The sequence below is a fragment of the Streptomyces sp. NPDC054961 genome (assembly GCF_053609145.1).
Genome location: NZ_JBSGWY010000012.1, coordinates 112,380 through 123,674, shown reverse-complemented (window position 1 = coordinate 123,674; position 11,295 = coordinate 112,380). Strand labels below are relative to the sequence as shown.

Sequence of the window (11,295 nt, the reverse complement as noted above, 5' to 3'; positions counted from 1 at the left end):
AATCCCCGGCGGTTTTTGTGGATTTCGCGCGCGCGTGGTAGATGGGGGGAAAGGTTACGGCGGGGGGGGGACCCGGGGGCGGGGGGACCCCGCGCCGCCGTCGTCGGCGGAGCCGGAGCGGCGCCGCGCGCCGTCCGGCCCCGCCGCGGGTCAGCGTGCCGCCGCGCTCGGCTTCGGAGCGCTCGGCTTCGGCGCGGACGGCGTCGGCTTGGCCGCCGGCCTGGGCACCGGCTTCGCCTTCGGGAGCTCCGGCGCCACCCACGGGGTGGTCGGCTGCATGTTCTCCGGGCCGCCCGCCGGCGGCTGGCCGATCGACGCCAGGGCCTCCTTGGCCAGCGGCCCGCGCACCGGCGAGAACCGCGGGTTCGTGCGCATGGCCTCCTGCAGGTACCGCCGCGCCGCCGCGTCGTCGCCCAGCCCCCGCTCGATCATCGCCCGGTGGTAGGAGAACTCCGCGAGCCGCAGACCCTGCTCGGTGGCCTTCTTCGCGTACTCCAGCGCCGCCGTGTCGTCGCCGGCCTTGTGCAGCGCCCAGCCCAGCGCGTCCGCCACCGGCAGGTTCTTGTGCCGGGCCCACTCCGCCGTGAGGCGCCGTACCGCCGCCGCCGGCTCGCCGTGGTCCGCCTCGAACCGGCCGAGGACCAGCTCCTCGTTCACACCGCTCCGCGCGGCGCCCCGGGCGACCTGCGCGGCGAGGCCCCCGTACACGGTCCGCGCCTCTTCCCCGCGCCCCAGCGACTCCAGCAGCTCGCCCAGCTCCAGGGACAGGCCCGGCGAGGCCGCACGGCCCAGCGCCAGCCGGTAGTCCCGTACGGCCTCCCCGCCGCGCCCCAGCGCGGCCAGCACGCGCGCCCGGCCGCCCAGGGCCTCCGCCTGCGCCGGATCGGTGCGCAGCGCACCCTCGTACTGGCGCAGCGCCTCCTGCTCGTCGCCGCGCTCCCAGGCCAGCTCCCCGAGCCGGAACAGCACGTACGCCTTCTCCGCCGGGGCCTTCGCCGCGCCTCCCGCGTGCTCCATGGACATGGCCGCGTCCTCGCGCCAGCCCCGGTCCCGGTAGACCTGCGAGGCCCGGACGAAGGCCACCAGCCCCGGCCGCAGGTCCACGAGCCGCTCCATGGCCTTCTCGGCCGCCTTGTAGTCGCCGAGTCCGGCGTAGGCGTCCACGAGCACCGGGTAGGCCGTCCACCGCTTCGGCGCCTGCGCCCGTACGAGCTCGCCCCACCGCTTCCCGGTCCCGTAGTCCCGCCGGGCGTTGGCCAGCGCGCCCATGGCCGTCATCGCGTCGAAGTTGCCCTTCTCGACCGGGCGCACCTCCAGCGAGCGCTTCAGCGCCTTCTCCGCCTTCGGGTACCAGGCCGGATCGCCCGTCCGGCGCGCCCGCTCCAGGTACGCCGACCCGAGCACCGCCCACGAAGCGTCGTCGTCCGCGTGCCCCGCGAGCCACTTCTCCCGGTCCGTGACCAGCGCCGCGAGGTCCGCCGCCGCCGCGGGCGCGCCCACCCCGACGGCCGCGCGGGCCCGCTCGCCGGGTCCCGGGGGGCGCGCGTCGTCGCCCGTGCGGGCCGGTCGGATCAGCAGGGCTCCGGCGATCAGGACCACCGCGACCGCCGCCGCCACGAGCGTCTTGCGGCCGGTGAAGGTCACAGGTGGGACAGCGTGCTGCTGCCTTTCCTGAGAGAGGCGGGTCTCACGCATAGGCTCCATGGAGTCACTGTGCGTCAATATGAAGAGCTCGCCGAGGTGTCCGAAGAACGTCGCGGGCGTGTTCACACCGATGGCCCCGACTGCCACGCTGGCCCCATGGACGACGAACGCTCCACCCCGCTCCGCTCCCCTTCCGGGGCCCGGTCCGACGCCGGGTCCGACGCCCGGCCCGACGCCCGGCTCCACGCGCTGCTCCTCGAAGGCCTCCCGCCCGAGGCGCTGCTGACCGACCCTCAGGTGACCGTCTCCTACGCCACCGACATGGCGAGCTTCTGCGCCGCCGGCACCCCGGCCGCGGTCGTTCTGCCCCGCACGGTGGAACAGGTCCAGCACGTCCTGCGCACCGCCCACGCGCTCCGCGTCCCCGTGGTCCCCCAGGGGGCCCGCACGGGCCTGTCGGGCGCGGCCAACGCCTCCGACGGCTGCATCGTGCTGTCCCTCGTGAAGATGGACCGGATCCTGGAGATCGACACCGTCGACCGGATCGCCGTCGTCGAGCCCGGTGTCGTCAACGCCGTCCTCTCCCGCGCCGTCGCCGAGCGCGGCCTGTACTACCCGCCGGACCCCTCCAGCTGGGAGCAGTGCACCATCGGCGGGAACATCGGCACCGCCTCCGGCGGCCTGTGCTGCGTCAAGTACGGGGTCACCGCCGAGTACGTGCTCGGCCTCGACGTGGTCCTCGCCGACGGCAGGCTCATGCGCACCGGCCGGCGCACCGCCAAGGGCGTCGCCGGGTACGACCTCACCCGCCTGTTCGTCGGCTCCGAAGGCAGCCTCGGGGTGGTCGTCCGGGCCGTCCTCGCCCTGCGCCCCGCGCCGCCGCGCCAGCTCGCGCTCGCCGCCGAGTTCCCCTCGGCCGCGGCCGCCTGTGAAGCCGTCTGCGCCGTCATGGAGGCGGGGCTGACGCCCTCGCTGCTGGAGCTGATGGACCGTACGACCGTCCGCGCCGTCAACGCGCTGGGCAGGATGGGCCTGCCCGAGACCACCGAAGCCCTGCTCCTCGCCGCCTTCGACACCCCGCACGCGCCCGAGGACCTGGCGGCCGTGGGGGAGCTGTGCACCGCCGCCGGGGCGAGCGCCGTCGTACCGGCCGAGGACGAGGCCGAGTCCGAACTGCTGCTCCAGGCCCGGCGGATGTCGCTGACCGCCCTGGAGACCCTGCGGCCCGCGACGATGATCGACGACGTGTGCGTACCGCGCACCCGGCTCGCCGAGATGCTCGACGGCACCGCGGCCATCGCGCGCGACCACGGCCTGCTCATCGGGGTCTGCGCGCACGCCGGTGACGGCAACACCCACCCCGTCGTCTGCTTCGACCCCGCCGACGAGGACGAGACCCGGCGGGCCCGCGCGTCCTTCGACGAGATCATGGCGCTGGGCCTCGCCCTGGGCGGGACCATCACGGGGGAGCACGGGGTCGGGGTCCTGAAGAGGGAATGGCTCGCCCGCGAACTCGGCCCGGTGGGGCTGGAGATGCAGCGCGCCGTCAAGCACGCCTTCGACCCGGAGGGACTGCTCAACCCCGGCAAGCTGTTCTGATCCGCCCGCCCTTGCTCCGCTCACCCCTCCTGCGCCCCCTCCGCCGACTCGTCCGACGGCCACGGGTCCCGCATCCACAGGTCGTCGGCCGGCGTCGGGGTGAGCAGCTCCGCCAGCGCCGCGTCCAGGCCGAGCCGGTCGGCCTCGGTGCCGGGCGGCACGATCCGCAGGGTGCGCTCCAGCCAGGAGGACACGGACGTGGCGGGGGCCTCCAGGAGGGCGTCGCCGTCGGGGGAGCTGAGCGCCATGCAGAGCACGGCCCTGTTGTCGACCTTGGTGGGCCAGATCCGGACGTCTCCGTGGCCGCACGGGCGGAACACCCCCTCCACCAGCAGCTCGCGGGAGAACGTCCAGTTGACCGGGGTGCTGGAGCCGGTGTGGAAGGTGATGTGCACGGCGTAGGGGTCGTCCGTGAGGTAGAGGAGGCGGGCGGGGACGGGGACGCTGCGTTCGGGGGAGAGGACCAGCTTCAGTTCCAGCTCGCGTTCGATGACGGGGTGGTGCATGGCGGCCTCACTCGGGTGCGTGTGCGTGTTCTACCGGGTGTGCGGGCCGGGGACCGGCCCCCACACCCGGAGAGAGCGCCGAAGCGGCCGGGTATGACGCGACTTCCCGGGTCACTTCGCCGATTGGCCGAATTCTGTCGGGTGACCGAAATCGCGCGTGTGGGACCGCGTTCGCTCAAAGGCTTGGATTCTCCCGTTACCGGACCTGTCGGGGGGCGGTTCTTGGCTATGGTCCACCCCTGCACAAGCCTCAAGCCACGATCGGAGTTGGGGACATTGACGGCCTCCCCTGGTGACGGCGAGCACACGGCCCGCGAGGGCTACTACCCCGATCCGTCCATCCCCGGGTACGTCAGGTTCTGGAACGGCCTGAACTGGGTTCCCGGTACGAGCCGCCCCGCGGTCGCCGCCGACGAGACGGGTCCGGTGTTCCTCGACGAGACCGGTGTGACGGAGGCGTTGCGCGAGCCCGAACGGTGGCCCGCACCCGAGCCGGACCCCGGGCCGGACCCCGGGCCGGACCCCGGGCCGGACCCCGCCGTGTGGCAGGCCGACCGCTTCCACCAGTCCGGCTTCGGCGGGCCGCGCGACGACCGCGTCTCCTGGGGCCACGAGGCGCCTGCCGCCGCCGTCAGACCGGCGGGGATCTCCCTGGCCCGTCCGCCCGCCCCCGCCCCCGCTCCCGCCGCTGTTCCTTCCCCGGCTCCCGCCCCCGCCCCGGCTCCGGCCCAGGCCGCCCGTCCCGTGCCCGTGCCCGCGCGGATCCCCGGTTCCCCGGCCCCGGAGGGCGTCGGCATCCTGTCGGCCCGCTCCCCGGTCAGGGAGGCCCCCGCGCCGGCTCCGCTCTGGCCGGCCCCGGCCGCCCCGGAGGCTCCGGCCGCGCCGGCGAAGCCCGCCCGGAGTGCGGCGCCCGTGGAGCGGGCGCGGGGCTGGGACACGGGCGTGGACGGGGACCTGGACGGGGACCGCGCCGCGCACGCCGCGCCCGCGGCGTCCACGAAGCTCGCGGACCGCGCGCGGCCTGCCGTACCCGCCGTTTCGGCCGAGGCGGCGCCCGAGCCCGCCCCGTCCGCCCCACCCGCCCCGCCCGTCGCCCGCCCCGCCACCCAGCGGGCCGTCTTCGAGCGGATGGCGGAACGGGCGGTGCGCCCCGCCGGGTTCGCCCGCCGCGCGAGTGCCCGGTTCCTGGACTCCCTCGTCTACGCGGGCGTCGCGGCGGGCACCGCGCTGCCCCTCGTGCCCGGGGCGACCGCGCACCTGCAGGCGAAGGTGGACGCCGCCCGTTCGACCGGGCGGACCACCACGGTGTGGCTGTTCGACGCCGCCATCGCGGGCCGGCTGGGCCTCGTACTCGGCGCCGTACTCCTCTTCGGCGTCCTCTACGAGGCCCTGCCCACCGCCCGTTGGGGCCGCACCCCGGGCAAGACGCTGCTCGGCGTGCGCGTCCTGGCCGCCGCCACGCTGCGCCCGCCCCGTTTCGGCGTGTCGCTGCGCCGCTGGCTCGTGTACGCCTTCCTGGGCCTCCCTGGCGCCGTGTGGGCCCTGGGAGACCGTCCGCGCCGCCGGACCCTGCACGACCGCGTCGCGCGCACGTACGTGGCCCGCTAGCGGCTCGCCCCGGGCGGCCGCCGCGACCCGTGGAAGCCCCCGTGGAAGCCCTGTGGAGGCCCCGGTGGAGGCCGCCGCGGGGCGGCCGCGCACGCGCCTCCCCCGAACGGGCGCGTCCCCGTTGCGGGCCGGGGCGGGCCGGGTTCGACTCGGGCCATGAGCACCGACCAGCCGCCGCCCGGCCAGCCGCCCGAGGACGACCCGTTCCTCAAGAAGCCCCAGGAGCCGACGCCCCCGCCGGGTGGTTCGCCGTACGGCCCGCCCGCGGGCGGGGCCGGGGGATTCCCGCCGCCCCCGCCGCCCCCCGGCTCCGGCGCGGGCGGCTACCCGCCGCCCCCGCCCCCGCCCGCCGGTGGCGGGGGTTACCCGCCTCCGCCGCCTCCCTACGGGGGCGGGGGCGACCCGTACGGGGGTGGCGGCGGCTACGGCATGCCCGACCCGCTCGCCGGGATGCCGCCGCTCGCCGACTTCGGCAAGCGGCTCGCCGCCCGCATCGTCGACGTGCTGATCATCGCCGTGCCGCTGTTCCTGATCCAGCTGGCCGTCGGCACGAAGCGCTACACGGTCGACACGAACAACGGCGAGGACGTCTCCGAGGTCATCACCAAGTCCTACAGCGGCACCGGCCTGGTCATGACATTGATCTCGATCGCCGCCTACGTCGGCTACGACTGGTGGTTCACCAAGAAGAACGGCCAGACCTTCGGCAAGAAGTGGATGGGCCTGCGCGTCGCGATGCTCAACGACGGCAGCGTCCCCCCGTCCGGCCCCGCGCTGGGCCGCGCCGCCGTGCTCTGGCTGCCGACGCTCATCTGCTGCTTCTGCCTGTGGCCGATCGCACTCATGATCTCGATGCTCGTCGACAAGCCCTACAAGCAGGGTCTGCACGACAAGGTCGCCAAGACCGTGGTGGTCCGGGCCGGCTAGGCCGGCCGGGCCGCCGCGGCGGTCGGCAGGCGTACGTACGCGGCTCAGCGCGCGGGCGGTCTCCCCCTCGGGAGGCCGCCCGCGCCGCGCTGCGCCCCGGGACTCAGTGGTGCACGGGGTGTTCGGCGGAGGCAGGCCCCGCCACCGCCTCCGGCAGCGTGTCGGGCACCGGCGAGGCGCTCCCCGGACGGACCGTCGCCGCGTGCCTCCCGCGCCGGCGCGGAGCCGGTACGGTGAGCGCGACGAGGAGCCCGAGGGCGAGGGCCGCGGCGGAGATGACCGCCACGCCGAGTCCCGTACTGGTCTGCGAGAGCAGCAGCATGGCGATCGTCGAGACGATGACGGTGGCGGACCCGTAGGCGAGCTGTGCGGCAGTCGGACGCGGCATGGCGATATCCGTCCTCGAAGCGGGAGGGGGAGTCGGCTCAACCTGGTCGGGCGTCAAGTGACTCTACGACGGTGGATGCCCGAGTGGCACTCCCGGTAAGCGCGACCTAACCCAGGGCTGCGGAGCACAGGGGGCGCACGGGGGTCATTCTCGAGCGGGTCTCGATGAGGAGAGGCCCCGTTCGTCCCCTATGGCCGGGGTACGTCCGGATAGCGGAACTCGGTGACCGCATAGTGCAGTTGTAAGGAACAAGTCAAGGTCTGTCTTTTCTCGCGACTCTCCGGTCAAATGTCGTCACTTGAGACGCGCGCCGCACGGAACCCCCCACTCCTACGGAGAAGTTCCGCACCACGTCGCGGCCGCGGGAGGGGAACGACATCAAGTGACCAGCAACTCCATCAGCCGACGGGCGCTGCGCGCCGTCGCAATCGGCGTGACACTGGCCGCCACGGCGGCCACCGGTGCCGCCTTCACCATCGCCCAGGCGGACCCGGGCAGCGCGAAGGCGCCCGCCGCGGACCGTCAGGACCCGACCGCCTCCTCCAAGGAGAAGGTCGAGCACAACCTCGTCGGCCCGTTCACGGTGCAGCAGGAGCAGGCCAAGAAGGCTGCCCTGGAGCAGGTGCTGACCGGCAAGAAGAACGTCGAGCAGCGCGGCGCCTCCAAGGTCGTCAAGCTCGACGACAAGAAGTACGTCGAGCTCGGCCGTGAGAAGACCGACAAGATCTTCACGATCCTCGTCGACTTCGGCGACCAGGTCGACAGCACCACCATGTTCGACCCGGACGGCCCGGGCGGCCCCAAGCCGGCCGCGCCCAAGTACGGCGGCACCCCGGGCCCCGCGCACAACCAGATCGCCCAGCCGGACCGTGCGACGAACAACAGCACGGCGTGGCGCAAGGACTTCAGCCGCTCCTACTTCCAGGACCTGTACTTCGGTACCGGTGAGGGCAAGGACTCGCTGAAGACCTACTACGAGAAGACCTCCTCGGGCCGTTACTCGGTCGAGGGCGAGGTCGCCGACTGGGTCAAGGTCCCGTACAACGAGGCCCGTTACGGCTCGAACTACTGCGGGCAGACCAACTGCGCCAACGTCTGGGACACGGTCAAGGACGGCGTGACCGCCTGGTCCGACGCCCAGAAGAAGGCCGGCAAGACCGACGCCGAGATCAAGGCGCAGCTGTCCCAGTACGACCAGTGGGACCGCAACGACTTCGACGGCGACGGCAACTTCAACGAGCCCGACGGCTACATCGACCACTTCCAGATCGTCCACGCGGGCGAGGACGAGTCGGCCGGCGGCGGCGTGCAGGGCACCAACGCCCTGTGGGCGCACCGCTGGTACGCCTACGGCACCGATGTCGGCAAGACCGGTCCGGCGAACAACAAGTCGGGCGGCACCCAGATCGGCGACTCGGGCATCTGGGTCGGCGACTACACGATGCAGCCCGAGAACGGCGGCCTCGGCGTCTTCGCGCACGAGTACGGCCACGACCTCGGCCTCCCGGACCTCTACGACACCTCCGGTGGCGGCGAGAACTCGGTCGGCTTCTGGTCCCTGATGTCGGCCGGCTCCTGGCTCGGCAACGGCAAGGACTCCATAGGCGACCTCCCGGGCGACATGAACGCCTGGGACAAGTTCCAGCTGGGCTGGCTGAACTACGACACGGCCAAGGCCGCGACGAAGTCCACCCACAAGCTCGGTGTGGCGGAGTACAACACCAAGGACAAGCAGGCGCTGCTCGTCGAGCTGCCGAAGAAGCAGGTCAAGACCGAGATCGTCGCTCCCGCCGAGGGCTCCTCGCAGTGGTGGAGCAACATGGGTGACGACCTCAAGAACACCATGACCCGCTCGGTCGACCTGACCGGCAAGTCCTCCGCGGCCCTGTCCCTCAAGGGCTGGTGGGACATCGAGGCGGAGTACGACTTCCTGTACACCGAGGTCTCCACGGACGGCGGCGCCACCTGGACCGCCCTCGCCGGCACCGCCGACGGTGCGGCCATCCCGGCCGACGCCTCCGGCAGCCCGTCGCTGACCGGCGTCTCGGGTGCCTGGAAGAACCTGAACTACCCGCTCGACGCTTACGCGGGCAAGAAGGTCGACCTCCGCTTCCGCTATCAGACGGACGGCGGCGCGGGCGGCAAGGGCTTCACGGCCGACGCCCTCACCATCACCGCGGACGGCTCCGCGCTGTTCACCGACGGCGCCGAGAACGGCGACAACGGCTGGACCGGCAAGGGCTTCTCCCGGGTCGGCAACGGCTTCACCAAGGAGTACGCGCAGTACTACCTGGCGGAGAACCGTCGCTACGTGTCCTACGACTCCACCCTCAAGGTGGGTCCGTACAACTTCGGCTTCTCCAACACGAAGCCGAACTGGGTGGAGCACTACCCCTACCAGGACGGTCTCCTGATCTGGCAGTGGGACACCTCCCAGAAGGACAACAACACCAGCCAGCACCCCGGCGCCGGTCTGATCCTCCCGATCGACGCCAACGCCAAGCCGATGAAGTGGTCGGACGGCACCCTGCTGCGGAACAAGATCCAGCCGTACGACGCCACCTTCAGCGCGTACTCCACGGATGCCTTCACCCTGCACAAGAACGGTGAAGAGCTGTTCCTGAAGCCGAAGCCCACCAACCTGGTCTTCGACGACCACAAGGGCAAGTACTACTACGACGAGAACCCGACCGGTTCGGTGAAGGTCACTGACACCAACACCAAGATCAAGATCGTCAAGGAGCCGTACGACGGTCTCCAGATGACGGTCGAGGTCGGCCCCGCCGTTAAGTAACTCGGTAAAGTCGCAGGTCAAAGCATGATCGGCCGTCGCCCCCTAGCGGGCGGCGGCCGATCGCGTTTAGATGCGTGTTGCGAGTTTCTTATTGACGGGGGAGATGAAGACATGCCCGGTGGAGGTTTCGTCAGACTGCCTGGCGGCAGTGTGGTCGTCGCGCTCACGCTGCCCAGACCGTCCGGCGAGGGCGGAAACGTACGGGTGCTGGTGCACGCCGCGAACCGGGCCCGCGCCCTGACCAGGCTGCGGAACCTCGGAATGCGCGCCGTCTACCTGCGCGGCAACGCCCAGCCCCCGACCCCGGACGAGGTCACCGCCGTCCTGCACCACCCGGACGGCCTGCTGTGGCGCTGCGCGCCGGACCGGGCGGCGGAGCTGTGGCACCCGATCAGGGCGCTGCTGGGCTGAGCGCGGGGCCCTCAGGGCGGCGGCGGGCGGCGGAGGGGCGACGGCGGGAGCCCGCCGGGCCGGCGGGTGGTGTCAGGGCGGCGGCGGGCCGAGGGCGGCTCAGCCGAGCTCGAAGCCGAAGCTCCCGCTCACCCGCGTGCCGTCGTCCTCGCGGACGGTCCACCACCGCACGGCGTAGGCGCCCGCGGGGACCCGCTCGGCGGGGGTGTGCCCGAAGCTGTACGCGGAGGGCAGGGTGCGGTGCATCCGGAACTCCAGCACGGGCGTCCCCTCGCGGGTGAGGAGCTCGGCCCCCGCCGTGAGCGGCAGGTCCCCGGCGGGGCGGGAGGGCTCGCCCTCCCCCGACCACACGAAGGTCGGCTGCCAGCCGCCTTCCGCGGCCGAGAGGCTGATGGCGCCGCGGCCCCGGAGCGAATGCTCCGGAGGTGCGCCGCCGTCCGCCGGTCCGCTGAAGCTGAGCATCACAGATCGCCTCCTTGGCAGGTGGTGTCGGCCGAGGCGCCGACCCTGCGCACGCTGCCAGCTCCCGCCCGCGTACGGACGTCTCCTTCGCACCTTTGACGGGAATCCGCCCCAGCTTGTCCTATTGGTGCGGTGCTCGGCGCCCAGGGTCCAGTGCTGTGCCCGCTGCCCGGAGCCCTCTGCCCGGCGCCCGGCGCCCGGTGTCAGCCCGCCACCACCGGCGTCCCGCTCAGCCGCACCCCGGCCGCGCGGAGCTCGGCCAGCGCACGGGTCGTGGTGTGGGCGGCCACGCCGGCCGTCAGGTCCAGCAGCACGTGCGTGCGCAGGCCCGCGCGGGCCGCGTCCAGGGCGGTGGCCCGGACGCAGTGGTCGGTGGCGATGCCGACCACGTCGACCTCGGTGACCTGCCGGTCCCGCAGCCACTCCACGAGCCCGAGACCGTTCTCGTCCGCGCCCTCGAAGCCGCTGTACGCCGCCTCGTACGCCCCCTTGTCGAAGACGGCCGCGACGGCCCCCGAGGCGACGGCGGGGGCGAAGTTGGGGTGGAAGCCCACGCCCTCGGTCCCGGCCACGCAGTGGACGGGCCAGGTGGTCTCGAAGTCCGGCTGGGCCGGCGGGCGGGCGAAGTGGGACCCGGGATCGATGTGGTGGTCCCGCGTGGCGACGACGAACCGGTACCCGGCGGTGGCCTGACCGATGAGTTCGGTGATCGCGGCGGCCACGTCGGCCCCGCCGGTGACCGCGAGGCTGCCGCCTTCGCAGAAGTCGTTCTGTACGTCGACGACGATCAGTGCGCGGTGCATGTCCGGTGTCCTTCGGCTCGGTGTGTGGTGCTGCGGGACGCTGCGGGGGCTCTTCCCCCGCCCCGCCCCTTCCCGAAACGGGGGGCTCCGCCCCCCCCGGGGGCCCCCGGCGGCGGGGCCCCGCACCCCCCCCGTCCCCGCCCCGCCGAGTGG

General features: G+C 73.2%; 10 protein-coding genes. 5 read left to right on the top strand and 5 right to left on the bottom strand.

What is annotated here, in order from left to right; translation table 11 throughout:
• Positions 1-150: 150 nt before the first annotated feature.
• Entirely contained in the window at positions 151-1,644 is a 1,494-nt protein-coding gene (locus ACWF9Z_RS14345) for a hypothetical protein (protein ID WP_453601742.1), read from the bottom strand.
• Between the two features lie 156 nt (positions 1,645-1,800).
• Between ACWF9Z_RS14345 and ACWF9Z_RS14340 the strand changes: the two genes are divergently transcribed.
• On the top strand, positions 1,801-3,243 hold the full coding sequence (locus ACWF9Z_RS14340; RefSeq protein WP_453601739.1) for an FAD-binding oxidoreductase: 1,443 nt from the start codon (positions 1,801-1,803) through the stop codon (positions 3,241-3,243).
• Positions 3,244-3,263: 20 nt separating this feature from the next.
• On the opposite strand, the gene ACWF9Z_RS14335 is transcribed toward ACWF9Z_RS14340, so the two are convergent.
• Positions 3,264-3,749 carry an SsgA family sporulation/cell division regulator gene (locus ACWF9Z_RS14335; RefSeq protein ID WP_453601736.1) on the bottom strand — a complete coding sequence of 162 codons (486 nt, stop codon included), beginning with the start codon at positions 3,747-3,749 and terminating at the stop codon, positions 3,264-3,266.
• Positions 3,750-4,025: 276 nt separating this feature from the next.
• Between ACWF9Z_RS14335 and ACWF9Z_RS14330 the strand changes: the two genes are divergently transcribed.
• Together ACWF9Z_RS14330 and ACWF9Z_RS14325 are read left to right on the top strand one after the other, a co-directional pair.
• Positions 4,026-5,357, top strand: coding sequence for an RDD family protein (locus ACWF9Z_RS14330; protein WP_453601734.1), 1,332 nt, complete (start codon positions 4,026-4,028; stop codon positions 5,355-5,357).
• A gap of 156 nt (positions 5,358-5,513) precedes the next feature.
• Positions 5,514-6,284, top strand: a complete 771-nt coding sequence (locus tag ACWF9Z_RS14325) for an RDD family protein (protein ID WP_453601731.1) — start codon at positions 5,514-5,516, stop codon at positions 6,282-6,284.
• A 103-nt stretch (positions 6,285-6,387) separates the two neighbouring features.
• Here the strand turns inward: ACWF9Z_RS14325 and ACWF9Z_RS14320 are convergent, their stop codons facing one another.
• Positions 6,388-6,672 (bottom strand): hypothetical protein, encoded by a 285-nt coding sequence (locus tag ACWF9Z_RS14320; protein WP_453601728.1) that lies wholly within the window; start codon positions 6,670-6,672, stop codon positions 6,388-6,390.
• Between the two features lie 382 nt (positions 6,673-7,054).
• Here ACWF9Z_RS14320 and ACWF9Z_RS14315 point away from each other — a divergent pair, with 382 nt between their 5' ends.
• Complete coding sequence (locus ACWF9Z_RS14315; protein ID WP_453601726.1) at positions 7,055-9,466, top strand: immune inhibitor A domain-containing protein; 2,412 nt, start codon at positions 7,055-7,057, stop codon at positions 9,464-9,466.
• Between the two features lie 111 nt (positions 9,467-9,577).
• Complete coding sequence (locus ACWF9Z_RS14310; protein WP_356651641.1) at positions 9,578-9,877, top strand: hypothetical protein; 300 nt, start codon at positions 9,578-9,580, stop codon at positions 9,875-9,877.
• 99 nt (positions 9,878-9,976) lie between these two features.
• Here the strand turns inward: ACWF9Z_RS14310 and ACWF9Z_RS14305 are convergent, their stop codons facing one another.
• Both ACWF9Z_RS14305 and ACWF9Z_RS14300 read right to left on the bottom strand, forming a co-directional pair.
• Positions 9,977-10,339, bottom strand: coding sequence for a hypothetical protein (locus tag ACWF9Z_RS14305; RefSeq protein WP_453601723.1), 363 nt, complete (start codon positions 10,337-10,339; stop codon positions 9,977-9,979).
• 203 nt (positions 10,340-10,542) lie between these two features.
• Positions 10,543-11,142: an isochorismatase family protein gene (locus ACWF9Z_RS14300; protein ID WP_453601720.1), complete on the bottom strand. Its 600-nt coding sequence runs from the start codon at positions 11,140-11,142 to the stop codon at positions 10,543-10,545.
• Positions 11,143-11,295: the final 153 nt, after the last annotated feature.

Bases quoted from the DNA above. Each gene is read 5' to 3' on its own strand.
- ACWF9Z_RS14335 (WP_453601736.1), bottom strand. From the start codon at position 3,749: ATGCACCACCCCGTCATCGAACGCGAGCTGGAACTGAAGCTGGTCCTC.
- ACWF9Z_RS14320 (WP_453601728.1), bottom strand. From the start codon at position 6,672: ATGCCGCGTCCGACTGCCGCACAGCTCGCCTACGGGTCCGCCACCGTC.
- ACWF9Z_RS14300 (WP_453601720.1), bottom strand. From the start codon at position 11,142: ATGCACCGCGCACTGATCGTCGTCGACGTACAGAACGACTTCTGCGAA.
- ACWF9Z_RS14340 (WP_453601739.1), top strand. From the start codon at position 1,801: ATGGACGACGAACGCTCCACCCCGCTCCGCTCCCCTTCCGGGGCCCGG.
- ACWF9Z_RS14310 (WP_356651641.1), top strand. From the start codon at position 9,578: ATGCCCGGTGGAGGTTTCGTCAGACTGCCTGGCGGCAGTGTGGTCGTC.
- ACWF9Z_RS14305 (WP_453601723.1), bottom strand. From the start codon at position 10,339: ATGCTCAGCTTCAGCGGACCGGCGGACGGCGGCGCACCTCCGGAGCAT.
- ACWF9Z_RS14325 (WP_453601731.1), top strand. From the start codon at position 5,514: ATGAGCACCGACCAGCCGCCGCCCGGCCAGCCGCCCGAGGACGACCCG.